Origin of the sequence: Comamonas sp. 4034 (assembly GCF_050434545.1) — a bacterium.
Lineage (GTDB): Bacteria > Pseudomonadota > Gammaproteobacteria > Burkholderiales > Burkholderiaceae_C > Comamonas > Comamonas odontotermitis.
On the sequence record NZ_JBNDIT010000001.1, the window covers coordinates 519,013 to 541,840 of the forward strand.

Annotated in this window: 22 protein-coding genes; 13 read left to right on the top strand and 9 right to left on the bottom strand. The window is 63.1% G+C overall.

What is annotated here, in order from left to right; all coding sequences use genetic code 11:
- Window positions 1–17 precede the first annotated feature (17 nt).
- Genes narI through ABIE32_RS02335 form a run of 3 tightly spaced genes read left to right on the top strand, consistent with a single transcriptional unit; the run spans window position 18 to window position 2,296 of the window.
- Entirely contained in the window at window positions 18–740 is a 723-nt protein-coding gene (gene narI / locus ABIE32_RS02325; RefSeq protein WP_429013494.1) for a respiratory nitrate reductase subunit gamma, read from the top strand.
- Entirely contained in the window at window positions 737–1,630 is an 894-nt protein-coding gene (locus ABIE32_RS02330) for a peptidylprolyl isomerase (RefSeq protein WP_429013497.1), read from the top strand. The genes narI and ABIE32_RS02330 overlap by 4 nt, the downstream gene beginning before the upstream one ends.
- The gene (locus ABIE32_RS02335) at window positions 1,631–2,296 is read left to right on the top strand and encodes a carbonic anhydrase (protein ID WP_429013499.1); all 666 of its coding nucleotides are present in this window, start codon (window positions 1,631–1,633) and stop codon (window positions 2,294–2,296) included.
- Here ABIE32_RS02335 and ABIE32_RS02340 read toward each other — a convergent pair.
- Window positions 2,275–2,502 (bottom strand): DUF3079 domain-containing protein, encoded by a 228-nt coding sequence (locus ABIE32_RS02340; RefSeq protein WP_429013637.1) that lies wholly within the window; start codon window positions 2,500–2,502, stop codon window positions 2,275–2,277. The two genes, ABIE32_RS02335 and ABIE32_RS02340, sit on opposite strands and share 22 nt — an antisense overlap.
- 114 nt (window positions 2,503–2,616) lie before the next feature.
- On the opposite strand from ABIE32_RS02340, the gene ABIE32_RS02345 reads away from it, so the two are divergent.
- From ABIE32_RS02345 to ABIE32_RS02355, 3 genes are all read left to right on the top strand, one after another.
- A complete protein-coding gene (locus tag ABIE32_RS02345; RefSeq protein WP_429013502.1) occupies window positions 2,617–3,180 on the top strand; it encodes a hemerythrin domain-containing protein in 564 nt (187 codons plus the stop codon).
- Between the two features lie 62 nt (window positions 3,181–3,242).
- Window positions 3,243–5,204: a type IV pili methyl-accepting chemotaxis transducer N-terminal domain-containing protein gene (locus ABIE32_RS02350; RefSeq protein ID WP_429013505.1), complete on the top strand. Its 1,962-nt coding sequence runs from the start codon at window positions 3,243–3,245 to the stop codon at window positions 5,202–5,204.
- Window positions 5,201–5,908 carry a response regulator gene (locus ABIE32_RS02355; protein ID WP_429013508.1) on the top strand — a complete coding sequence of 236 codons (708 nt, stop codon included), beginning with the start codon at window positions 5,201–5,203 and terminating at the stop codon, window positions 5,906–5,908. Before ABIE32_RS02350 ends, ABIE32_RS02355 begins: the two co-directional genes overlap by 4 nt.
- 46 nt (window positions 5,909–5,954) lie before the next feature.
- Here ABIE32_RS02355 and azu read toward each other — a convergent pair whose 3' ends face one another.
- From azu to ABIE32_RS02370, 3 genes are all read right to left on the bottom strand, one after another.
- On the bottom strand, window positions 5,955–6,410 hold the full coding sequence (gene azu, locus ABIE32_RS02360; RefSeq protein ID WP_429013510.1) for an azurin: 456 nt from the start codon (window positions 6,408–6,410) through the stop codon (window positions 5,955–5,957).
- Window positions 6,411–6,636: 226 nt separating this feature from the next.
- On the bottom strand, window positions 6,637–7,041 hold the full coding sequence (locus ABIE32_RS02365; RefSeq protein ID WP_429013512.1) for a hypothetical protein: 405 nt from the start codon (window positions 7,039–7,041) through the stop codon (window positions 6,637–6,639).
- A 100-nt stretch (window positions 7,042–7,141) separates the two neighbouring features.
- Window positions 7,142–8,638, bottom strand: coding sequence for a PLP-dependent aminotransferase family protein (locus ABIE32_RS02370; RefSeq protein WP_429013515.1), 1,497 nt, complete (start codon window positions 8,636–8,638; stop codon window positions 7,142–7,144).
- A gap of 122 nt (window positions 8,639–8,760) precedes the next feature.
- On the opposite strand from ABIE32_RS02370, the gene ABIE32_RS02375 reads away from it, so the two are divergent.
- A complete protein-coding gene (locus ABIE32_RS02375) occupies window positions 8,761–9,372 on the top strand; it encodes a LysE family translocator (protein ID WP_395028144.1) in 612 nt (203 codons plus the stop codon).
- 88 nt (window positions 9,373–9,460) lie between these two features.
- On the opposite strand, the gene ABIE32_RS02380 is transcribed toward ABIE32_RS02375, so the two are convergent.
- Window positions 9,461–11,647: a phosphocholine-specific phospholipase C gene (locus ABIE32_RS02380; RefSeq protein ID WP_429013518.1), complete on the bottom strand. Its 2,187-nt coding sequence runs from the start codon at window positions 11,645–11,647 to the stop codon at window positions 9,461–9,463.
- Between the two features lie 263 nt (window positions 11,648–11,910).
- On the opposite strand from ABIE32_RS02380, the gene ABIE32_RS02385 reads away from it, so the two are divergent.
- The gene (locus tag ABIE32_RS02385; RefSeq protein WP_224150952.1) at window positions 11,911–12,051 is read left to right on the top strand and encodes a hypothetical protein; all 141 of its coding nucleotides are present in this window, start codon (window positions 11,911–11,913) and stop codon (window positions 12,049–12,051) included.
- 383 nt (window positions 12,052–12,434) lie between these two features.
- Window positions 12,435–14,303 carry a phosphoenolpyruvate carboxykinase (GTP) gene (locus tag ABIE32_RS02390; protein WP_429013521.1) on the top strand — a complete coding sequence of 623 codons (1,869 nt, stop codon included), beginning with the start codon at window positions 12,435–12,437 and terminating at the stop codon, window positions 14,301–14,303.
- A 332-nt stretch (window positions 14,304–14,635) separates the two neighbouring features.
- On the opposite strand, the gene ABIE32_RS02395 is transcribed toward ABIE32_RS02390, so the two are convergent.
- Window positions 14,636–15,073 carry a hypothetical protein gene (locus tag ABIE32_RS02395; RefSeq protein WP_429013523.1) on the bottom strand — a complete coding sequence of 146 codons (438 nt, stop codon included), beginning with the start codon at window positions 15,071–15,073 and terminating at the stop codon, window positions 14,636–14,638.
- Between the two features lie 146 nt (window positions 15,074–15,219).
- Here ABIE32_RS02395 and ABIE32_RS02400 point away from each other — a divergent pair, with 146 nt between their 5' ends.
- From ABIE32_RS02400 to ABIE32_RS02410, 3 genes are all read left to right on the top strand, one after another.
- On the top strand, window positions 15,220–16,197 hold the full coding sequence (locus ABIE32_RS02400) for a LysR family transcriptional regulator (RefSeq protein ID WP_429013525.1): 978 nt from the start codon (window positions 15,220–15,222) through the stop codon (window positions 16,195–16,197).
- A gap of 44 nt (window positions 16,198–16,241) precedes the next feature.
- Window positions 16,242–17,087 (top strand): metallophosphoesterase, encoded by an 846-nt coding sequence (locus ABIE32_RS02405; protein ID WP_429013528.1) that lies wholly within the window; start codon window positions 16,242–16,244, stop codon window positions 17,085–17,087.
- A gap of 175 nt (window positions 17,088–17,262) precedes the next feature.
- Entirely contained in the window at window positions 17,263–17,685 is a 423-nt protein-coding gene (locus ABIE32_RS02410) for a universal stress protein (protein ID WP_224150957.1), read from the top strand.
- A gap of 281 nt (window positions 17,686–17,966) precedes the next feature.
- Here ABIE32_RS02410 and ABIE32_RS02415 read toward each other — a convergent pair whose 3' ends face one another.
- Window positions 17,967–18,911, bottom strand: a complete 945-nt coding sequence (locus ABIE32_RS02415; protein WP_224150958.1) for a LysR family transcriptional regulator ArgP — start codon at window positions 18,909–18,911, stop codon at window positions 17,967–17,969.
- A 93-nt stretch (window positions 18,912–19,004) separates the two neighbouring features.
- Here ABIE32_RS02415 and ABIE32_RS02420 point away from each other — a divergent pair, with 93 nt between their 5' ends.
- Entirely contained in the window at window positions 19,005–20,351 is a 1,347-nt protein-coding gene (locus ABIE32_RS02420; protein WP_429013533.1) for a D-amino acid dehydrogenase, read from the top strand.
- Window positions 20,352–20,411: 60 nt separating this feature from the next.
- Here the strand turns inward: ABIE32_RS02420 and ABIE32_RS02425 are convergent, their stop codons facing one another.
- Window positions 20,412–21,509, bottom strand: a complete 1,098-nt coding sequence (locus ABIE32_RS02425; RefSeq protein ID WP_429013536.1) for a branched-chain amino acid aminotransferase — start codon at window positions 21,507–21,509, stop codon at window positions 20,412–20,414.
- Between the two features lie 492 nt (window positions 21,510–22,001).
- Complete coding sequence (locus ABIE32_RS02430; protein ID WP_429013539.1) at window positions 22,002–22,811, bottom strand: alpha/beta fold hydrolase; 810 nt, start codon at window positions 22,809–22,811, stop codon at window positions 22,002–22,004.
- Window positions 22,812–22,828 lie beyond the last annotated feature (17 nt).

The window sequence follows — 22,828 nt, forward strand, 5'->3', positions numbered from 1 at the left end:
ATCCCGAGGAGCCCGCCATGCCACTTGCATTGCACAACTTCCTGTTTGTCGTCTACCCCTACATCTGCCTGGCTGTCTTCCTGATGGGCAGTCTCGCGCGCTTCGACCGCGACCAGTACACCTGGAAAAGCGATTCGTCGCAGCTGCTGCGCTCGGGTCAGTTGCGCTGGGGCAGCAACCTGTTCCATATCGGCATTCTGTTTCTGCTGTTCGGCCATACCGTGGGCCTGCTCACGCCGCATTTCATGTACGAGTGGCTGATCACCGCGCCACAAAAGCAGATGCTGGCCATCGTCTCCGGTGGCGTTGCCGGTGTGGTGTGCTTCATCGGCCTGACGTTGCTGCTGCACCGGCGCATTGCCGATCCGCGCATCCGCCGCACCAGCCACCGCACCGATCTGGCCATCCTCATCATCCTGTGGGTGCAACTGGTGCTGGGCCTAGCGACTTTGCCGGCATCGTTTTCGCACCGGGCTGACGCCAGCGCCATGCTGGTGCTGGCCGACTGGGCGCAGCGCATCGTCACCTTCCGCCCCGACGCTGCAGGTCTGGTGGCGCTGGACTGGCCGTTCAAAGTGCACATGGTGCTGGGCATGACCATCTTCCTGCTGTTTCCCTTCAGCCGGCTGGTGCATGTGTGGAGCGGGCTGGCTTCGGTGGCCTATCTCGCGCGCCCCTACCAATTGGTGCGTTCGCGCCGGATGAACCTGCCTGAAAACCGTGAAGGGGGTCAGTCATGAGCGATCACCTGCTTTCTGGCGCTGGTGGCTGCGGCAGCCACGCATGCGCCTGCCAGGAGAGCGAGAAAGACAGCCTGCCTCGCATTGAGGCGCCGCTTGAAGCATCGCGCACAGTCTTTCCTGCTCCCCAGGTGAATGGCATTGCCTTGTGCGAGACGAACGAGTTGCTCGATGCCATGGAGCTGCGCCAGCGTGCCTGCACCGAGCTGCTGCGCCAGGCCGCAATGGCGCAGGGGCTGCTGGCAGCCGATGACCCGACGCCAAGCGCCGGCGCAATCAGCGAAACCGCAGGATTGGCCATTGAGCGCCTGCTGGACACGGAACTTCACTTGCCCGAACCCGGCGACGAGGCGGGCCGCCGCCACTACCTGGCGCATACGGCGCGCTATGCTTGTGGAGAACGCGTATTGGCGCGCCATGTGCTTTTTGCCGTGACCCCTGGTGTGGATGTGAATGCATTGCGTCAGCGCGCCGAGGCTTGCCTGCTCGATGTTCGTAGCGCCACACCCGAAGAACAGGCTGCGGGCGACCGATTTGCCGCCGCAGCCCGCGCCAGCAGCAATTGCCCCAGCGGTACGGAAGGTGGCCAGCTGGGATGGTTGCGCGCGGAGGACTGCGCGCCTGAGTTCGCCAAAGAGTTGTTCGGCCTTGCCGAGGTCGGCGTGCTGCCGCGCCTGGTGTACAGCCGTTTCGGCCTGCATGTCGTTGAAGTGCTGGAGCGTGAGAGTGGCACAGTTCCACCCTACGAGCAGGTGCGCGCTGCAGTGCTGCAACAGCTACGCCAGCAGAGCTTTGCCACGGCGCTGTCGCAGTACCTGCGCTTGCTGGCCGGCCGTGCACGCGTGGTGGGCGTGGATCTGGAAGCGGCAGAAACGCCACTGGTGCAGTGAATGCCTGACGACGACCTGCTTCAGCGCCTGCGCCGCTTTCACGACCATGCCTTTCCGCTGCATGAAGAGCGGTTTCGGGTGCTGGTAGACCAGGGCCAGCACCCGGCGACGCTGTTCATCGGTTGCAGTGATTCGCGGTTGGTCCCCTACCTGCTGACAGGCACCGGGCCGGGAGAGCTCTTTCTGGTGCGCAATGTGGGTGCCTTCGTGCCGCCTTATGACGGCAGCTGGGGCTACCACGGTACGTCGGCCGCGATCGAGTTCGCGGTCCTGAATCTGCAGGTGCGTCGCATCATCGTCTGCGGCCACAGCCATTGTGGGGGCATTCGTGCACTGTATGGGGGCGTGCCGGCGGCGGCACGCAATCTGGCGGCCTGGCTGGAGCTGGGCCGTGAAGCGGCGTTGCCGGTGGCTGAATCTGGCCCTGATGCGTTGCGCCGCACAGAGCAGCGGGCCGTCGTGCTGCAGCTGGAGCGGCTGATGGATTACCCCATGGTGCGCGAGCGGGTCGAGGCGGGCACGCTCAGCCTGCATGGATGGCACTACGTGATCGAGGACGGCGAAGTACATGTGTTCGATGCGGCAAGCGGCAGCTTCATGGCCGCAGCCGATGCGGGCCATGCGGGCACCGGGCCCTACGAGCCCTATGCGGAATCAGTGGTCTGAGACGGGCCAGGCCTGGCGTGGGCTGCTGTGTCGTCTAACAGCGCCAGAGGGTCCCATTCTGCCCAATCAGGCCCGAACAGCTCGGCGGGATGTGGTGACCGCTCCGAGCCATTGCCGCACGCCATGGCAGTTGCAGCGCAGTAACGGTTGCAGCCCCAGCAGGTGCGCTCAGGGTGTGCAGGGTTGTTCGGAAAGCGTTTGGCCATGAATGCGAGGGGGAGGACAATTCCACTATGTGCGACAACTTGACACAAGAAATTGACATAGATCATTAACGGCGCGCACCATGCGGTGACGCCATCGACCGGCAGCGACAATCCATGGCTGTGACCTTGCAATTGCACACCCCCTCTTCAGCAGGCTTCGACGAGCCGTTTGGCATGCTGCATGCTTGCCACGGCCGGGTGGAGCGCACGTTGGCGCTGCTTTCCCGTTTGGGCGAGTACCTCGCGGCGCAGGGGGGCGGGGTGCCCGATGAGCAGGCACGCGATGCAGCCGCCGATGTACAACGCTATTTCGACCTGGCCGCGCCATTGCACCACCAGGATGAAGAGTTGCATGTGTTCCCGGTGCTGCGCGCATCGGGGGCGAAGGCGTTGGCCGATGTCCTGCAAGCCGAGCATGAAAGGATGGAGACTTTGTGGCAGCCTATTCGGGCGGATTTGCAGGCCGTGCACGCTGGAAACGCTCTGAGCAGTGAGGCACTCGCCGAGGCGCGCGTTCGCTGGGCTGATTTTGCGGCTTTGTATGCACGTCACATCGCAGCAGAAGAGGAACTGGCCTATCCTCAGGCCCAAACGTGCCTTGGTTTGCATGAACAGTTCGCCATGGGCAGGGACATGGCGCAACGCCGCGGCGTTCGCTATTCGGATTCCGCGACATGAATCCGCCCACTGAAGCTGCCCAAAGTGGATCGCGCCGCGATGCACAGCAAGGAGGTGATCCCATGAACCAGGAGGGCGCGGAGGCATCGGGCCGCCCGCTGGCCGTCAAGATTGGCGCCATTGGTTGCGCTTTGCTGTTGATGGCACTCATTGCCATCGGACTGACGCTGCGGCTTACCTGGTCACTTGAAGGAGGGGCTGCCGCGATCAACGAAGCTGGGCGCATGCGCATGCAGACCTGGCGGTTGGCGCAGGCTTTGCCTGGCGCCGATTCACAGCGGGTTGCCTTGCTGATGGGGCAGTTTGACGCGAGCCTGGCATTGTTGCAGCGGGGCGATGCCACCCGTCCGCTGTCTGTGCCGCGCAATGAGGATTCTCGCGCGGCATTGAAGGCTGTACAGCAAAGCTGGCAGGAGCTTCGCAAGGAGTGGCAGCAGCCGCTTGCGGACGGCAATGCAGCACAGAATACTGTCATTGCGCGGCAGGCCGAGGACTTCGTTGGTGGCGTTGATCGCCTGGTGGGCACCATTGAGCAGCAACTTGCGCGCTGGACCACCCTGCTCAACGTAGCGCAGTTTGTAATGATGGCATTGGCCATCGCTGCGGCACTGGCGCTCATGTATTCTGCGCAACTGCTGGTGTTCGGTCCGCTTTCACGACTGCAGGCCGCGTTGGCAAGCGTCGAGGCGGGCGACTTGTCGGCCCGGGTGGCTAGCGAAGGTGGCGATGAATTCGGTGCCGTGGCCCGGGGCTTCAACCGCATGGCAGTGCGGCTGCAGGATTTGTACTCCAGCCTGGAGCGCCGTGTGCAGCAGAAGACCGAACATTTGCAGACCGAGCGCGCCCGGTTGGCGGCCCTGTACGAAGGCGCGGCTCTGGTCGCCCAGGCTGATTCATTGCAGGCGCTGGCCCAGGGCTTTGCAGCCCAGACGCGCAAGATCGTGCAAGCCGATGCCGTGGCAGTGCGCTGGTCGGATGAAGACAATCGTCGCTATGTGCTGCTCGCCTCGGAGGGATTGCCCGACGAAATGGTCGATGCCGAACACTGTGTCCCCACGGGAGACTGTTTCTGTGGCCAACCCAAGGCCCAGGCGGAGACGCAACTGGTGGTGCTGCAGGACTGGCGCGGAGGCGCTTCCTCGCGGGCAGGCCGGGTGGATGCCGGACAGTGCAGCCGGGCTGGATTTGCCTATGTGCTGAGTGTCCCGGTGCGGCTGCATGAACGCATGGTCGGCGAGGTTGACCTGTTCTTCCGCCATCCAACCGAGCTCGGTGCTGACGACCAGGCACTGCTGGATGCATTGGCAAGCCACCTGGCGGGTGGTATGGAGGGGTTGCGCGCCGATGCGCTTCAGCGAGAGGCGGCAGTTGCGGATGAGCGCGGCCTGTTGGCGCGCGAGCTGCATGATTCCATTGCGCAGAGCCTGGCATTTCTGAAGATTCAGGCAGCATTGCTGCGCGACGAAATCGCTCGGGAGCCGCCGGATGGCGACCGTGTGCAAGCAACCTTGGCGGAATTGGATGCGGGCATACGCGAAAGCCTGTCTGATGTGCGCGAGTTGCTGGTGCATTTCCGTACCCGAACCAACGCAGAGGATATTGGACCCGCGCTGCGTACCACGTTGACCAAGTTCGAGCACCAGACGGGCCTGCCCGCACATCTGAGTATCGAGGGCGAAGGCATGGCGCTGCCGCCTGATGTGCAGGTGCAGGTGCTGCACGTTGTGCAGGAAGCGTTGTCCAATGTGCGCAAGCATGCGCAGGCGCATGCCGTATGGGTAGATGTACAACAGGCGCCGCAGTGGGTAGTGGAAGTGCGCGACGATGGCCGAGGTATGGAGAATGCGTCGCCTGCGCTGGACGAGACGCATGTCGGCCTGCGCATCATGCGCGAGCGTGCTGCAAGCATCGGCGCAACGCTGGAGATCACCTCCGTAGTGGGGGCGGGCACCTGTGTGGCGCTGACCTTGCCGCGTCTGCTGCCCACAACGGAAACATTTGAAGCGGAAAGGAGCCTGCCATGAGCGCGGAGCAAACCCAGCGCACGCCGATTCGGTTGCTGGTGGTCGATGACCATCCGCTTTTCCGGCGAGGCGTCACAGCGCTTTTGGCGACCCAGCCGCAGCTGCAGGTGGTGGGCGAAGCTGCAGATGCTGGAGAGGCGCTGCGCCGTGCAGAGCAGTTGCAGCCCGATGTGGTGCTGCTGGACCACCACATGCCCGGTGTCAGCGGCGTGGATCTGCTGCCCGGTTTGCGAGAGGCTGCACCATCGGCGCGAGTGCTGATGCTTACCGTCAGTGAGGATGCAGACACGCTGGCGCTGGCATTGCAGCGTGGAGCGCATGGCTACCTGCTCAAAACGGCGGACAGTGAGGTGCTGGTTGCGGCCATTGAGCGCGCGCTGCGCGGCCAATCCACGGTGAGCATGGAAATGACGGACAAGCTTGTGAGCGCATTGCAAGCCCAGCAGCCGCGGATGGCTGCACCGTCTGTGCCACCCGTTGTTGTCGGGCCGGTTGATCCGCTCGAGCAGTTGTCACCACGCGAGTTCGAGATTCTGCGCGAGATTGCGGCGGGGGCCAGCAACAAGGAAATTGCACGCAGTCTGGCAATTGCCGAAACTACGGTGAAGATTCATGTTCAGCACATTCTGCGCAAGCTGGGCCTTTCATCAAGGGTGCAGGCAGCAGTGCTGTTGACTGAGGGGCGTGGGCGCGCCAGTGGGTGATGGGGTGTACCGGCGCGCCGTGATGCCTTTGCTGTGAGAGGGGAAGTTACTTGGCCAGGGCGAGAGTGCCCTTCATGATTCCGGAATGGCCGGGGAACGAGCAGAACCAGGCATAGCTCTCGCCGCTTTTGAGTTTGGCTACGTCAAAGGTCACAGATGTGGATTCACCGCCGCCAATGACCTTGGTGTATGCGACCACGCGGCTGTCGCCAGGTTTCACATAATCCTTGTCCGCTCCGGCGGAGATGCCATCGGTCGCTGCCGCTTGCAGGTCGGCAGCCTTGCTCAGCACCCAGTTATGTCCCATGGCAGCCTTGGGCAGTTTGCCCGTGTGCTTGAGGTTCACGGTGAACTGCTTGCAGCTGGCAGGTACGGCAATGCTGGACTTGTTGAACTGCATGGCGTCGTTGGCTTCGATGGCGATATCGCAGCCAGCGGCAGCCATGGCCGGTGCAGCGATCAGCGTACCGAGCAGCAGGGCAAGTTTGGTTCGAGCTTTCATCATTTTCTCCGAGGTTGAAAAACAAGCTGAGAAGCAGTTTGCCAAGCTGCAGATGAAAGGGATTCGATGTGGATCAAAGCCGCGCGCCTTCGGCCCGCAGAGCGCCCGCCGTACCGGGTTTCGCAGGCAATGGCCGTTGTACAAAAGCTGAATCAGGCGCCCCTCGGCAAGCTCCAGCCATGTCGGCCTTGGATTGCGTGGGGCGCCGTGGCCTGAGCGGCGAGTGTCAGGCGAAGGTGTTCACACCCTTGGCGCGCATGCGCTGCTGAAGTTCGTCAAATTGTCCCGCCCAGAAGCATTCGGCGAAATCGGCCATGTCGCCAACAGCATGCAGTTCGGTGCTCAGACCGACCATTTTCTTCTTGAACAGGCCTGCCTTGATCCGCTGAAAGAACATCAGCTGGTAGTAATCCACATCATCGTGGCAAATGCGGCTCACGCTCAAGGTGGCGCTGTTTTTGGTGTGTTGCAGCACGTAGGCGGGAAGAGGTGTCTCCTGCGTCTCCAGCCAGCGGCCCATGATGGTCGTCCAGTCCGTGGCCTCCAGAACTTCAAGGAATGCCTGCACGGTCTGTGCGGACTGCGGTTGATCGTCATGGGCTCCGATCTTGATACTGGTGTATGCGTGCACGTCAAAAGTCCTGGTTCTGCCTGATCTTCAGGTGGGCGAATTTGTACCACGGATCGACAATTTTTAATTTGATTAGTTGTTGAGGTGCACTGGCCGCCTATCAAGCAGGGCGGTGGCGCCTGAGCAGCAACTCCAGCGTCTGCCATGCCGTGGGCTGTTCGGCCATGGCTACGGAAATCCGCAAAAGCGTTGACGGTGCCTGGCGCGGTGAGAACAGCACGCCTGGCGCCAGCAGCAGCCCGTGCTCTGCCGCCTGGCGGGCCAGCAGCTCGGAATCCATGCCGCAGTCCACCCAGGCAAAGGTTCCTGCCACGGGCTCGTGCACGGCCTGGCAGCCCAGTGCTTCCAGCTGGCGCAGGCAGCGGTGGCGCGCCTTGTCCACGCGCTCGCGCAGCCGGTCTACATGCTTGCGGTAGCTGCCATCGGCCAGGATGCGGTGCACGATCTGCTCGCTGGGCAGGGCCGATGTCAGGCCGCCCAGCAGTTTCAGGTCGGTGAGGCGGTGGATGAATTCGGGGCGCGCTGCCACATAGCCCACGCGCAGCCCGCCCGAGAGGGTCTTGGAGTAGCCGCCGACCAGCAGCACGCGCTGCAACCGGTCCATGGCGGCCAAGCGCAGCGGCATGTTGCCCAGGTACTCGGAGTAGGTGTCGTCCTCCACCAGCAGGAAATCGTGCCGCTCGGCGATGCGCAGCACTTCGTGTGCCACGCCGGCCGATAGGCTCAGGCCGGTAGGGTTGTGCACGGCGGTGTTCAGGATGAAGAGCTTGGGCCGGTGCTGTTCTGCCAGGGCTTGCAGTGCCTGCACGTCAGGGCCGCCCGGCAGACGCGGTACGCCCACGACATTGACGCCCATGGTGTTGAGGCGGCCGAAGATCAGGAACCAGCCCGGGTCCTCGACCAGCACCGTGTCGCCGGGTTGCAGAAAGCCGCGCACGATCAGATCGAGCCCATGGGTGACGCCGCTCACCGTCATCAGGTGCGTCTCGGGGTGGGCTGGTACCTCCTGCGCCTGCAGGGTGGATGCGATCTGCCGGCGCAGCGGTGCAAAACCCTGGGGCAGGCCATAGCCCAGCAGGCCCAGCTCCGCACGCGCGCCCTGCTTGAGGATGGCGCGCATCGCACCGCTGATCAAGCCCTCGTCCATCCAGCTGGCGGGCAGGCAGCCCGCGCTGCCGGTGTGGCCAGAGCCATCGGCATCCTCGCGGAAGATGCCGCGCAGCAGGTAGGTGGTGTCGAAGGCCACACCCTGAGCCAGCGCAGCTGCAGGTGCAGGCGGGGTGGCCGACACCGCGCGCCGGGCGCAGACGAAAAAGCCCGCACCACGGCGCGACTGGACCAGGCCCTGAGCGGCCAGCCGGTCGTAGGCCTGCACCACGGTGTCGCGGCTCACGCCGGCCTGCTCGGCCAGCGCGCGCACGGACGGCAGACGCATGCCGGCGCGCAGCCCATGGTTGCGGATGCGGTTTCCAAAATGCTCCACCAGTTGCTCGACCAGGGATGCGCTGCCAGTGCGCACGGGCTGCCACCCCCAGGTGGCGGCAGAGACCTGGGCGGAGAACGCAATGTCAGGGGTGGGTGAAAGTGTCTGGGTCATGGAGGCAGGCCAATTCTTGAAGTGGCCAGATAAAGTGTACTGGTACTGTACTGATTTTCAAAGCTAGCATCTTCGTACATCTCCTTTTTTTGCTTTTCTTCTCTCCTTTCCTGCCCGCTGCCATGTCCTTTCTGCCTGAAACATCCGCCTTTGTTCTGCCGCTGGCCTTGTTCACCTTCGTCAGCTCCGTCACGCCGGGCCCCAACAATGTGATGCTCACAGCTTCCGGTGCCACTTTTGGCTATCGCCGCACCGTGCCGCATATGCTGGGCATCAGCCTGGGCGTGGTGGTCATGCTGCTGCTGGTGGGGCTCGGGTTGGGTGCGGCGTTCGAGCGCGAGCCCCGGCTGTACACCTTGCTCAAGTACCTGGGCGCGGCCTACCTGCTGTGGTTGGCCTGGAAGATAGCCCGCTCGGGGCAGGTGGACGCGGGCCAGGCGGGGGCCCGGCCTTTTGGCTTCTGGCAGGCAGCGGCCTTCCAGTGGGTCAATCCCAAAGCCTGGATCATGGCCATCGGCATTGTTGCTACCTACACGCCGCGCGATGGCTATGCGGGCAACCTGCTGCTGGCGGCACTGGTGCTGGGCCTCGTGAACTACCCCAGTGTCAGCGTCTGGACGCTGTTCGGCAGTGCAGTGGGACGCGCCCTGCGCACGCCCCGGGCCCTGCAGCGCTTCAACTGGGGCATGGCGGCACTGCTGGTGCTGTCGCTCTACCCGGTGCTGGAAGGCTGAATATCTCAATGAAAATGGCCTGCAGTGCAGGCCATGAAATCGCCATAAGCTATATTATTTATAGCAATCCGAGGCGATTCGAGGCAATTCAGGATGGCTCCTGCCCCATGGCCGGGTCGCTGATCGAGTGCTCGCCGGTCTCCACCCGTCCGGCAAAGCGGCGCCGGTAGCTGGCATCGGCATTGCTCGTTACCTCAAAGTCGTACCAGCAGCCGCTGTCGTCGAGCTTCCAGTGCTTCTTGCGGCTCTGGCCGCGCTTGAGCTTGAACGACCATACGTCGTCGCCCAGGTAGGCCAGGGGTTTGACGGTGATCACACATTCGCCGCGTCCCTGGTTGTTCACTTCCAGCTCCACGCGGCCGTGCTTGGTGTCGTAGCCCACGCTGATCTCCGGCAGCGGCGTACCGGCTGCGCCTTGCAGGCGCATGTCACCGGCAAAGTGGCGGTGAAAGCCGTTGGGGCCGAGCACCCACAGGTCGTAACGGTCTTGGCCGTCCTGGGTGCTCCACACGTCTTCCAGCGACAGGCCCGGCTGCACCATGTAGCGGCGCGGCAGGCGATCGAGGTGCAACTTGTCGTACACATGGAACACCGCAGCAGCACGGCCGGTATTGCTGAACTCCAGGCGCACGGTATGGCCATTGGCATCGGCCGATGCGTTCACATGCAGCGCATACGGCAGTGCGCGTGACGGGCGCACGCCCGCTTCCTGAACAGGAAAAACGCGATCTGTAGCGGGCACCACCTGGGGCAGGGCCTGCTGTTGGGCGCGCAGCGCATCGGCCTGGGCCTTGTTGATGCGGCCGGCGAGCGGCGGCAGGGCTTCGTTGTTGGGCCGGGCAAAGTTGAAGGCGCTGGTCAGGTCTCCGCAGACCGCACGGCGGAATGGCGAGATGTTCGTCTCCGGCACACCAAAGCGGGCCTCGATGAAGCGCAGCACCGAGGTATGGTCGAACACCTGCGAGTTGACCCAGCCGCCCCGGCTCCAGGGCGAGATCACGTACATGGGTACGCGCACACCCGGCCCGTACACCCGGCCATCGGGCTGGGGCTGGCTGGTGGTGCCGGGTGGCTTGGGGTGGGTGAAGCGCTCGACCGCCAGGTCGGCCTGCGGCAAGGTGGTCTTGCCCGCCCAGGTTCCGTCAGGGTTGATGGAGGGCGCAGCCGGCGAGGGAACATGGTCGAAATAGCCGTCGTTCTCATCAAAATTGACGATGAACACCGTCTTGCTCCACACATCGGGGCGGGCGGTCAGCGCGTCCAGCACTTCCTGGGTGTACCAGGCGCCCTGCACGGGGCTGGATGGCCCGGGGTGCTCGGAATACACCTGCGGCGCCACGATCCACGACACCTGCGGCAGCTTGCCGTCCAGCACGTCCTGCTTGAAGCTGGCCAGAAAGCCGCCGTCGGCCATGGTATTGGCAATGCCTTTGTAGAGCGGATTGCCCGCATCGTCGGCCTCATCGTAGGCGGGGGAGGGCACATTGCCATCGTGGCTGACCGGCTTGCCCGATGCCTCGTTGGCCTTGCGGTACTGCTTAAAGCCCGCCAACGGGTTGTCGGTGTAGTTGTCGGGCATGTTCTGGTACACCTTCCAGCGCACACCGGCGGCCTGCAGGCGCTCGGGGTAGGTGGTCCAGCTGTAGCCGGTGGCGGATGGCCCGATGCCGTCCCATTCGTTGACGACGGCTGCCACGCCCGCGCCGGTGGGGCCGTTGGTGCCCGTCCAGTGGAACATGCGGTTGGGGTTGGTGCCCGCGTGCATGGCGCAGTGGTAGGCATCGCACAGGGTGAATGCATTGGCCAGGGCAAACTGGAAAGGCAGCTCCTGTGCCTTGAAGTAGCCCATTGAGGCCGTGGTCTTGTAGCGCGGCCACTGGTAGAGGCGCCCGCCGTCCCAGGCGTTCTGGCCATCGTTCCACGAGTGCGGCGTGCCGCTCACGCGCTGGGCGTTGCCCTTCTGGCTGTCCAGGTGGTAGGGCAGCACGGTGGCGCCGGTGGCATTGCGTTGCTCCCAGACGGATCTGCCCTCTGGCAGTGGAATGGTGAAGCGGTCTCCAAAGCCGCGCACGCCGTGCAGGGTGCCGAAGTAGTTGTCGAATGAGCGGTTTTCCTGCATCAGGATCACGATGTGCTCCACATCACGGATCGTGCCTGTCTGGTTGTTGGCAGGAATGGCCAGCGCCCGGCGGATGCTGGGCGGAAAGGCTGCCAGCGTGGCAGCGGCGATGCCGGTGGTCACCGTGCCTTGCAGAAATTGGCGGCGTGAGTTCATGGGGATTTTCGGATGTTGTGGATGGGAGGTGCTGGCGCAACCAGCCAGAGGACTCTAAAAATCCGCCATGACAGACCCATGAAACATGAGGAATCGCAATGCCCAAAGGCAGGTAAGCGATGTAAGAAACTGTGCTGGTCTGCGGGTGTTACGCCCTGCGCCTGGGGCAATGGCGGGCTCAGGGTTTTTGCCCGGGGTCGGGAGTTGGAGGCTGTGGCTACAATGGATTCACTGCCTTATCCCGCGATTTTTCGGAGAACCCCATGTCCAGCCATCACGACGACAGCGAACACCAGCCCAACGATGCCGTGGAAGCGATTGTTCCGCTCGTGCCCGTGGTGCTGCCGGTGGTCGGCGCGCTGATGATGTTCTTGCTGGCATTCATTGCAGTTCACATGGCCTGACGGAGCACTGTCCTCCACACAACCAGCCCGCTTGCAGCGGGCTTTTTGTTGCCGTTTGCGGCTGTTGGAGCGGGGGGGTGGCTGTCATCTGCATGGCGGCCTGCAACCCTGGTGACAGTGCTTTTCGCAAAGAAACCGGTATCAAATAATAAATGCATATATCAATGCATCAAATGCATAGATATTGGATGGACGCATCGCCGTTTTGGGGGCCGACTGCTAAAATTGCACTCCCGACACGCTGTATTCATGCGGGCTCAAAGGCCAATCCACTGAGTGCAGCGTAGCGAGGAAACGGTTTTTCAAAGCCCGCAGCTTTTTGAACAGGTTCTTGGGAGCAGCGGTTTTTGATGAACCGTTTTACAACTTTAGAAAGTCCTCCCATGAACGCAAACGTCAATACCGGCGTGGCCATTCAGGCTCCCGACTACGTCAAGAACCCCAAGCTCATCGCCTGGGTGGCCGATATGGCTGCACTGTGCAAGCCTGATCGCGTCTACTGGTGCGACGGCAGCCAGGAAGAATACGACCGCCTGTGCCAGCAACTGGTCGATGCGGGCACTTTCAAGAAGCTCAATCCCGCCAAGCGCCCCGGCAGCTACCTGGCCTGGTCCGACCCATCGGACGTGGCCCGCGTGGAAGACCGTACCTACATCTGCTCGGCCAACAAGGACGACGCCGGCCCCACCAACAACTGGATGGAGCCTGCCGAGATGCGTTCGACTCTACAGCCGCTCTTTGACGGTTGTATGAAGGGCCGCACCATGTATGTGGTGCCATTCAGCATGGGTCCGCTGGGCTCGCCGATCGCCCATGTGGGCATCGAGCTGTCCGACAGCGCCTATGTTGCCGTCAACATGAAGATCATGACCCGCATGGGCAAGGCCGTGTACGACGTGATCGGCACCGACGGCGAATTCGTACCCTGCGTGCACACCATCGGCGCACCGCTGCAGCCCGGCGAAAAGGACACCACCAGCTGGCCTTGCAACAAGACCAAGTACATCGTGCACTACCCCGAGACGCGCGAAATCTGGTCGTACGGCTCTGGCTACGGTGGCAATGCGCTGCTGGGCAAGAAATGCTTTGCGCTGCGCATCGCCTCCACCATGGGCAAGGACCAGGGCTGGCTGGCCGAGCACATGCTGATCCTGGGCGTGCAGAACCCCGAAGGCCGCAAGTACCACGTGGCCGCCGCTTTCCCATCGGCCTGCGGCAAGACCAACTTCTCGATGCTGGTGCCGCCTACTGGCTTTGATGGCTGGAAAGTCACCACCATCGGCGACGACATCGCCTGGATCAAGCCACAAGCTGACGGCAGCCTGCGCGCCATCAACCCTGAAGCGGGCTACTTTGGCGTGGCACCTGGCACCAACTACCACACCAACCCCAACTGCATGGCCAGCCTCGACAAGGACGTGATCTTCACGAACGTTGCACTGACCGATGACGGCGACGTCTGGTGGGAAGGCATGGAAAAAGACAGCGGCAAGCTGCCCGATCACCTGATCGACTGGCAAGGCAAGGACTGGACGCCACAGATCGCCAAGGAAACAGGCGCCAAGGCCGCACACCCCAATGCCCGCTTCACCGTGGCAGCCACCAACAACCCGGCGCTGGACGACGCCTGGGACGACCCAAAGGGCGTGAAGATCGATGCCTTCATCTTCGGTGGCCGCCGCTCCACCACCGTGCCGCTGGTGACCGAGGCGCGCAACTGGAACGAAGGCGTCTACATGGCTGCCACCATGGGCTCGGAAACCACCGCCGCCGCCTTTGGCGCGCAAGGCGTGGTGCGCCGCGATCCGTTCGCCATGCTGCCCTTCATGGGCTACAACATGAGCGACTATTTCGGCCACTGGCTGAACCTGGGCAAGAAGCTGCAGGCCTCGGGCGCGACCCTGCCCAAGATCTACACCACCAACTGGTTCCGCAAGGACGAAGCGGGCAAGTTCGTCTGGCCGGGCTATGGCGAGAACATGCGTGTGCTCAAATGGATGCTGGACCGCCTCGAAGGCAAGGCCCAGGGCGAGCAGACTGCCTTTGGCGTGGCACCGCAGTACGCCGAAATCAACTGGACCGGCCTGCAGTTCAGCGCTGACCAGTTCAAGACCGTCACCAACATCGACACCAAGATCTGGACCGAAGAACTGGCCTCGCACCAGGAGCACTTCGACAAGCTGGCCCAACGCCTGCCGCAAGAATTGCTCGACATCAAGGCCGATCTGGAAAAGCGCCTCGTCGAAGCCTGACCATCGCGTTGCCCGGCTTGCTGCCGGGCAGGCTGAAACAGCAAGCCCCGCATGCCTTGGCACGCGGGGTTTTTTGTTTTTGATGTGACTCGTTCTGAATAGGGACAGGACGGGCCATGCTCGACATCCGGCAGCTGAAAGTCAAGGGGTAGCCGCCTCGGCGGGGCCGCTTGATCCTTGGCTTCACCTCACTTGCCTTTCTTTGCAAGTTCTTGGCGCCAACGCTATTCAGGATGGGCCACTCCCATGAAAAAAGCCACGGCATGCCGTGGCTTTTTTGTTATTTTGATAGCTGTTGGCGCTTATTGGGTGAGCGCCAAGGGCTGTTTTTATCAGTAGTTCTTGTGGTAGAACGACACAGCGGCGTCGCTCATTGCACGGTTCAGGTCGGCCATGACGCGGCTGTCGCGCAGGGCAGCTTCCCAAGTCTTTTCGTCTTCTGCTGCGCGGCGGTGCTCTTGCGACCATGTGGTGCTGAGGGCACGCAGGCTGCTGCTCAGGTTGCGGGCAGGAGCGGCCAGCAGGGCGATGGCGACGAAGGCCACAGCCCACAGCAGGGCCCAGCCAGCAATCCAGTGGCTGCCGCCGGCGACGGAGTCGATCAGACGGTTGGCGCCCACCAGCACGGCAGCCACGATGGCGGCCAGCACCAGCGACTGGCCTACGCCCTTGCCGCTGAAGGTGGATTTCAGATTCTCAGCAGCTGCTTCCACACGCAGAACGCCCGTGTGTTCGGTAGCCATGTCGGTGTGCACAAAACTGTTGGTCATGATGGATGTCTTTGTTTTCCAATGCTTCTTTGAAGCGATGGATGAAGTATAGGGTTTACCCCAGGGTCTCTCAAATTTATATTTTGAATCTGTATCATTCATACCAGTGATGTATTGCCGGCCCCTCGCTGGCGCAGGAGGGCCGCATGCAGGCACACCAATTTCGCCACCTGGATCTGAACCTGCTCCGCGTATTTGATGAGGTGATGACGGAGCGCAGCCTGACGCGGGCGGCCGACAAGCTGGCCATCACGCAGCCGGCCGTAAGCAACGCCATGCGCCGCCTGCGCGAGGCGCTGGGTGATGAGCTGCTGGTGCGCAGCGGTCAGGGCGTGGAGCCTACGCCGCTGGCCCAGGCCCTGTGGCCGGCGGTGCGCGAATCGCTGGCGCGATTGCAGAACACCTTTGCCCCCGAGCGCTTTGACGCCACCAAGGCCACCCAGGCTTTCGTGGTGGCCATGGCCGATGCGACGGCAGCCACCTTGCTGCCCAGCCTGATGCACATTCTGGAAACCGAGGCTCCCGGCGTCTCCGTGCATGTGCAACCGCTCACTACGCGTGATCCGCGCGAGGTGCTGGACGACGAGACTGCCGATCTGGCCGTTGGTTACTTTCCCTTTGTGGTGGCCGAGATGACGGCGCGCGCGCAGTCGGGCGCATTGGTGGATTTTGAGAGCCGACGCCTCTATGACGGCGAATACCTGTGCGTGATGCGCAAGGGCCATCCCCTGAGTGAGAGCTTGCTCACATTGGACAGGTACTGCGAAGCGCGGCACATGCTGGTCAGCTTCTCGGGCCAGCCATTCGGCTTTCTGGACGAGGCGCTGGCGTCTATCGGGCGCAAGCGCCGGGTGGTGCTGACGGTGAACCAGTACTTCACCGCCGCGCGCGTGGTGGCGCGCACCGATCTGCTGACCGTGCTGCCGCGCCACTTTGTTCCTGCCACGGGCATCGAGGATCAGCTCGCCTTTCAGCCGCTGCCGCTGCGGGTGGAGTCGGTGCATGTGGATGCGCTCTGGCCCAGCCGTGCGGGGCATATTCCACATTCGGCGCTGGAGTGGCTGCTGCATGCACTGGAGCGTTCGGCTCGCGCGGCTTTTCCTGACCAGGAATTGCCGCTGTAATGCGAGAGGGTGCTTACCGGTGGAGCGCATGGTAGGCTTTGGCCATGCACCTGCAAATTCTTTCCGATCTGCACCTGGAGACCCACCCGAATTTCCACGCCCAGCCCGCGCCTGGCGCCAATCTGCTGGTGCTGGCGGGCGATATCGGCTCATACCAGAATGGATCCATGCTGCCAGACGAGGACTTCGGCCTTGCCCAGTTCAGCCCGCAGCAAGCGGGCGGGCACTGGCCAGAGCCGGTGATCCTGGTGCCCGGCAACCATGAATTCGACGCGCAGGATTTTGATACCGCCCGCGCCCGGCTGCGCGCCAGCTGCAACCGGCTGGGCATTGTCATGCTGGACTGCGAGGCCGTGGTGATGGACGGCGTGCGCTTTGTCGGCACCACCTTGTGGACCGATTACGACGCCATTGCCTTGCACAACGGCGTGACCGAATTGGGCGCGCTGATGAAACAGCGCGAAAAGGCCTACAAGGCAGCCAATTTCTACCTCACCAAGGCGGAGATGATGCGGGATGGTCAGCCCTTTCTGGCCGCCGAAATGCGTGAAGAAGCCCTGCGCTGTCAGGCTTGGCTGCGTGCTGCATTGGCCGAGCCTTTTGATGGCAAGACCGTCGTCATCACCCACTTTGCCCCGAGTCTCAGAAGCGCCGATCCGCGCTACGGCCTCACCCCGGGCACTGCTGGCTTTTGCAATGCGCTCGATGATCTGCTGCCCTGTGCAGACCTGTGGATCCACGGCCACCTGCATGCGCCCAGTGATTACATGGCAAGCGGTACGCATGCCGACGGCAGGGCCTGGCAGTGCCGCGTGGTAGCCAACCCTCTGGGCTATGCCCGCAAAGGGGAACAAGAGACATTCAATCCGCACTGTGTGGTGGCAGTCTGAGAGCGGTGGCCGGAACTTTGGTGGCGCTCTGGCGTCAAGCCATGACATAAGTCAATACTTGTTGCGCAGTAAACCTCTACAGTGGCGTGTAGGGGCGGTTTGAACGCGTTTCCCGCGTATGCCCGGTTGGCATGCCTCTTGAGCGTGAATACGTTCTTATTTCAGGAGTTCAGATATGCGGATTCTATTGGCCGTCGATGGCAGCCCCTTTACCCAGAAGATGCTGGATTACCTGGCTACGCACGCGGAGTGGCTCGGGGCTTCGCACAGCTACACCGCCCTCACCGTACAGCCACTGCTGCCCCCCCGCGCGGCCAAGGCGCTGGGCAAGGAACTCGTGAGCGACTATTACGCAGAGGAAGCGCAGAAGGTGCTCAACCCGGTGCACCAGTTTCTGGACCAGCACAAGGTCAATGCGCAGCTCGAAAGCAAGACCGGCCATATCGCCGAAACCATTGCCGAGACCGCCGATAGCGGTGGCTACGACCTTCTGATCATGGGCACTCGCGGACATGGCGCACTGGCCAAGCTGGTGATGGGTTCGGTGGCGACGCAGGTGCTGGCGCAAAGCAGGATTCCGGTGCTGCTGATCCGTTGATCGCAGCCAGGTCGGTCGGGTGGTTACCACTATGACCGCTCTGTCATTTGCTATTCACACCATAGCAATACTTGGCGCAGACAATGCGCCAATGCCTCATCAGGCTAGCAAGGGAGGGAGGCGGCTGGCAATACAGATGCCAGTGAGGCTCCAGGAGCTGCTTGCATTCCGTGCGCGGAATGCAAGCAGCTTTTTTCTTTCTTCCTCATTCTTTCTCTTTCGCCTTCCGCCTTCGTCCTTTTCACGAGGCAGCCCATTGCAGGAGGCAAGGGCAGTGCGCCTCATGCCGAAGCAGTGGCGCGCGCCGCAGGGGTGGCTGGCGCCAGGCTGGCCTTGGCGGTGCGCAGCATGGCATCCGTCAACTGGCTCAGCAGGGCGGACTGCAGGTTCCAGCAGTGCCAGTACAGGTCGACACGCAGCACCTGCGATTCGGCGACGTTGACGAGGCGCCCATCCGCGAGAAAGGGCCGTGCCAGCAGCTCGGGCACCACGCCGATGCCCCAGCCGGCTGCCACCGCGCGCACCTGGGCTTCCGAATTGGGTACGAACAGCTGGTGCAGGCCCACCGTCTTGAGGCCCATGGCTCTTGCGACGAACACGCGCTGCATGTCGTCCTTGCGGTTGTAGCTGAGAAACGGCAGGTTCTTGAAATTGCTGCGGTTCAGGCCCGAGGGCACATGCTGCTGGGCAAAACCGGGTGCGGCCACCGCCATGTAGTGCATGGCCCCCAGCGCCGCCACGCGGCAGCCGCGCAGGGCCTGCGGCATGGTGGTGACACAGCCGAGCACTTCGCCCGTGCGCAGCAGCTCCAGCGTGTGGTCCTGGTCGTCGGTGATGATTTCCAGCGGCAACTGCTGCAGGGCAATGTCCTGCAGGGCATCGATGGCCCAGGTGGCAATGCTGTCGGCGTTGATGGCGATGCTGATGGCCTCGTCATGCGCCGTGCGGCGCGCAGAATGTGGCATCAGGCTGTGCAGTTCCTGCTCCAGGTCGGTACGCAGCAGGCGCAGCTGCTGGGTGTGCTTGAGCAGCAACTGCCCGGCCGCCGTGGGCCGCAGCGGCCGGCTGCGCACCACCAGCACCGAGCCCACCTGCGCCTCCAGCGCACGCAGGCGCTGCGAGACGGCCGATTGCGTCACGTTCAGGCGGGTGGCGGCTTTTTCGAAGCCACCCTCTTCAATCACTGCGGCAAGGCACTCCAGCGCGATCGGGTCCAGGTTGTTCATGGCAGCAAGGGGCTTGTATTAGTAAATCTGATGATTCTTGAAGAAGTTTAATTGCACTTTATGTAACAGCCAAACTGGCAGACACTGCAAGGCATGAAAATCATCATCCTCGGCGCCGGCATCATCGGCACCAGCACAGCCTGGCATCTGCTGCAACTGGGTCACGACGTCACCGTGGTGGACCGCCAACCCGATGCTGCGCTGGAGACCAGCTATGCCAATGCGGCGCAGATCTCGGTCAGCTATTGCGAGCCCTGGGCCAACAAGCACGCACCGATGAAGGCGCTCAAGTGGATGTTCGACAAGGAAGCGCCGCTGCTGCTGCGCCCGCACGTCGATCCGCAGCAGTGGAGCTGGCTGACCAAGTTCCTCGCCGAGTGCAACGACCGCTCCTTTGCCCGCAACGTGCAGCAGATCGTGGCGCTGGGCGCCTACAGCCACACAGCGCTGAAAGACGTGGTGGCGCAGACCGGCATCCAGTTCAACCGCCTCGAACGCGGCATTGCCCATTTCTTCACCAGCGACGCGGCGGTGGAAGACGCGCAGCAGGCTGTTGACTTGATGCGCCAGTACGGCGTGAACCGTCGCATGGTCAGCACCGAAGAGTTCCTCCAAATCGAGCCCGCCTTCAAGCCCTATGCTGCGCAGATCAAGGGTGGCACCTTCACCGAAAGCGATGAGAGCGGCGATGCCCGCGTCTTCACGCAAAAGCTCGCCCAGCTGTGCGCCCAGGGCGGCGTCCAGTTTCTCTACAACCACAGCGTCCAGCGCTTGAATATGGCGGGTGATGCTATTGAATCCGTAGCTGTTCGCGCGCATTCATCGGGCATTGCAGCCGGTTTTGATGCACAAGAGCAGGTGCTGAAGGGCGACGCCGTCATCGTTGCCTGCGGCAGCTACACCGCGCCGCTGTTGCGCACCGTGGGCGTGAACGTGGCCATCTATCCCGGCAAGGGCTACAGCGCCACCTTGCCGATCCTGCGGCCCGAGGCGGCGCCTTTCGTCAGCTGCATCGACGATGGCAACAAGCTGGCCATGAGCCGCCTGGGCAACGAGTTGCGCGTGGCGGGCACCATCGAACTCAACGGCTTCGATACATCGCTGGATTCTCCGCTCGCCAAGGCGCGGTGTCACATGCTGGCGCGCCGCGTCGAAGAGTTGATGCCCGGCGTGTGCGACACCCGCCTGCCCGAGCAAGGCGGCAACCCGCAGTTCTGGACGGGCCTGCGCCCCGCAACACCCACCAACATCCCCTACATCGGTCGTACCAAGGTGGGCAAGCTGTGGATCAACGCGGGCCACGGCACCCTGGGTTGGACCCATGGCGCCGGCAGCGGCAAGGCCATGGCTGAGCTGATCAGCGGCCGCATGCCCGAGATGCCGTTTGGCTTCTACGGCTTTGAAGGCACCGGTACCCGGCAGGCGGCATTCGCATCCTGAGCTCTGGTTGAGCGAAAAAAGGCCGCACAGTGTGCGGCCTTTTTGCTGGAGCGGTGGGAATCAGGCGAGGCGAACCAGCCAGCCGTGGCGGTCTGGCGCGCGGCCATACTGGATGTCGGTCAGCTCCTTGCGCAGGGCCAGCGTGATTTCGCCAGCCGGTGCATTGAGGTCGCCCACCGAGAAGCCGTTGCCCTTGAGCTGGCCGATCGGTGTGATGACGGCCGCCGTGCCGCAGGCAAAGATTTCGGTGATGTCGCCCGAGGTGACGCCCTGCTTCCATTCGTCTGCCGAGACCTTGCGCTCTTCCACCACCATGCCACGGTCACGCGCCAGTTGCAGGATGGAGTCACGCGTGATGCCTTCCAGAATGCTGCCCGACAGCGCGGGCGTCACCAGCTTGTTTTCCTTGCCATACACCAGGAAGACGTTCATGCCGCCGAGCTCTTCGAGGTATTTGCCCTCGGCAGGGTCGAGGAACAACACCTGCGAGCAGCCATTGGCGTAGGCCTGCTCCTGGGGCAGCAGCGACGCGGCATAGTTGCCGCCGCACTTGGCAGCGCCCGTGCCGCCCTTGGCTGCGCGCGCGTAGTCGGTCGACAGCCAGATGGCAACCGGTGCCACGCCCTTGGCAAAGTAGGGGCCGGCGGGGCTGGCGATGACGTAGTAGCTGGCCTTGTGGGCGCTGCGCACGCCCAGGAAGACTTCGTCGCCGATGATGAAGGGGCGCAGGTACAGGCTGGCTTCTTCACCGCCAGGAACCCATTCCTGGTCCACGGCGATCAGCTGCTTGAGCGATTCCACGAAGATCTCGACCGGCAGCTCGGGCAGGGCCAGGCGACGGGCAGAGCGCTGCATGCGCTCTGCGTTGGCAGTGGGGCGGAAGGTCCAGACCGAGCCATCGGCGTGGCGGTAGGCCTTGATGCCTTCAAAGATTTCCTGGCCGTAGTGCAGCACGGCAGCGGCCGGGTCCAGCGAAATCGGGCCATAGGGCATGACCTGTGCGTCGTGCCAGCCGGTGTCCTTTTCCCAGCGCACGGCCACCATGTGGTCGGTGAAATGCAGGCCAAAACCGGGCTTTTCCAGGATTTTGGCGCGGTCTTCAGCGCTGCGTGGGTGGCTCGAACGGGTGAGCGCAAAGCTTGGGGAAGAGGGGGACACGGGACTTTCCTTCCAGATGGCAACAGGGAGCCGGCGGATCGGGCCGCCAGGCTGAACGTGGGGGCTGCCACAGTGGCGCATATACCGCTGTGCTGCATGCCAGACCCCGTAGCATGCCATTTTTTTGGCCGGGTGTGCCGCAAATCCGACATTCAGCCCAAGCCAATGGTCAGGCACCAGGCCGTGTTTCGCGAAGGGAAGGGGCCCTGCGCGCAGCGTTTTCTCAGAACCTGTTCAAAGTCTCCTCGCGCCGCGACAGTACCTTGGCGGGATGAGATACGAGGCGCAGTACCGCAGCAATAGCATTGCTATTGCGAGGATCTGCAACGACGTAGATCGCACGCCAAGGTACTGTCCCTGCGGGTTGGGGCGCAATCGGGCGATTTCTGCGCGCTGCATCTCGCTTGGGCATGAGCCCAAGCATCGCTCCATCGCTTTGAAAGCATCCCGATTGCGCCCCAACGCGGCTGCGTAGAGACTTTGAACAGGTTCTCAATGCACCGTGGCGCGCTGCTGGGCCAGAAAATCCAGCAGCAGGGCTTCGAAGGCGTCCGGGCTCTCCAGCTGGGGCCAGTGGCCGACACCGGGCAGGCTGTGGTGTACGGCATGTGGCAGCAGGTCGGTGAGGGCCTGCATGCGCTGCGGCGGCATGCATACGTCCTGCGCGCCGCTCACCAGCAGGCTGCGCTGGCCCAGGTGTGGCAGCCGCTCGGCCAAGGTACTGGGGCCGGCCAGCATGTCCAGGGCGCGGCCATAGGCAAGCGGCTGAACCTGCGTGATCGCATGGCGCGCCAGTTGCAGCCCTTCGGGCAAGGCATTCTGGCCCGCCTGCAGCTGCACCAGCTGCTGGGCAAAGCGCTGCAGTTGCATGGGCTCCGGGCAGGCCTGTTGCTGGCATTCGGCCAGCAGGCGCTGGCGCGTTGCCACCCAGTGCTCCTGTTCACCAGTACCCAACGCCGGGCCGCCAGCCACCAAGGTCAGGCTGCGCACGCGGGTGGGGTTGCGCAGGGCGATTTCGGCCGCCACCATGGCACCCAGGCCGTGGCCCACGATGTGGGCACGGCCGATCTTCATGACCTCAAGCAGGCGGTCGGCAGTCGCTGCCAGCGCCGCCAGGCTGTAGCCGCCGTAGGGGGGTGGGTTGCCATGGTAGCCCGGCATGTCCCAGGCAATGGCACGGTAGCCATGGCTGGCCAGCAGCTCCACCTGTGGGGCAAAGCCGAGGTGATCGGTGTCGGCATCGTGCAGCATCAGTACCGAGGGGCCGCTGCCGAGCATGGCGAAATTGGGGATCAGGGACATACCTTGGTGTTACCTGC

Coding starts and splice junctions, on each gene's coding strand:
- ABIE32_RS02380 (WP_429013518.1), bottom strand. CDS start 11,647: ATGAACTCACGCCGCCAATTTCTGCAAGGCACGGTGACCACCGGCATC.
- ABIE32_RS02410 (WP_224150957.1), top strand. CDS start 17,263: ATGCGGATTCTATTGGCCGTCGATGGCAGCCCCTTTACCCAGAAGATG.
- ABIE32_RS02405 (WP_429013528.1), top strand. CDS start 16,242: ATGCACCTGCAAATTCTTTCCGATCTGCACCTGGAGACCCACCCGAAT.
- azu (WP_429013510.1), bottom strand. CDS start 6,410: ATGAAAGCTCGAACCAAACTTGCCCTGCTGCTCGGTACGCTGATCGCT.
- ABIE32_RS02370 (WP_429013515.1), bottom strand. CDS start 8,638: ATGACCCAGACACTTTCACCCACCCCTGACATTGCGTTCTCCGCCCAG.
- ABIE32_RS02340 (WP_429013637.1), bottom strand. CDS start 2,502: ATGGCCAAACGCTTTCCGAACAACCCTGCACACCCTGAGCGCACCTGC.
- ABIE32_RS02415 (WP_224150958.1), bottom strand. CDS start 18,911: ATGAACAACCTGGACCCGATCGCGCTGGAGTGCCTTGCCGCAGTGATT.
- ABIE32_RS02330 (WP_429013497.1), top strand. CDS start 737: ATGAGCGATCACCTGCTTTCTGGCGCTGGTGGCTGCGGCAGCCACGCA.
- ABIE32_RS02355 (WP_429013508.1), top strand. CDS start 5,201: ATGAGCGCGGAGCAAACCCAGCGCACGCCGATTCGGTTGCTGGTGGTC.
- ABIE32_RS02375 (WP_395028144.1), top strand. CDS start 8,761: ATGTCCTTTCTGCCTGAAACATCCGCCTTTGTTCTGCCGCTGGCCTTG.
- ABIE32_RS02345 (WP_429013502.1), top strand. CDS start 2,617: ATGGCTGTGACCTTGCAATTGCACACCCCCTCTTCAGCAGGCTTCGAC.
- ABIE32_RS02350 (WP_429013505.1), top strand. CDS start 3,243: ATGAACCAGGAGGGCGCGGAGGCATCGGGCCGCCCGCTGGCCGTCAAG.
- ABIE32_RS02390 (WP_429013521.1), top strand. CDS start 12,435: ATGAACGCAAACGTCAATACCGGCGTGGCCATTCAGGCTCCCGACTAC.
- ABIE32_RS02430 (WP_429013539.1), bottom strand. CDS start 22,811: ATGTCCCTGATCCCCAATTTCGCCATGCTCGGCAGCGGCCCCTCGGTA.
- ABIE32_RS02335 (WP_429013499.1), top strand. CDS start 1,631: ATGCCTGACGACGACCTGCTTCAGCGCCTGCGCCGCTTTCACGACCAT.
- ABIE32_RS02395 (WP_429013523.1), bottom strand. CDS start 15,073: ATGACCAACAGTTTTGTGCACACCGACATGGCTACCGAACACACGGGC.
- narI (WP_429013494.1), top strand. CDS start 18: ATGCCACTTGCATTGCACAACTTCCTGTTTGTCGTCTACCCCTACATC.
- ABIE32_RS02400 (WP_429013525.1), top strand. CDS start 15,220: ATGCAGGCACACCAATTTCGCCACCTGGATCTGAACCTGCTCCGCGTA.
- ABIE32_RS02385 (WP_224150952.1), top strand. CDS start 11,911: ATGTCCAGCCATCACGACGACAGCGAACACCAGCCCAACGATGCCGTG.
- ABIE32_RS02420 (WP_429013533.1), top strand. CDS start 19,005: ATGAAAATCATCATCCTCGGCGCCGGCATCATCGGCACCAGCACAGCC.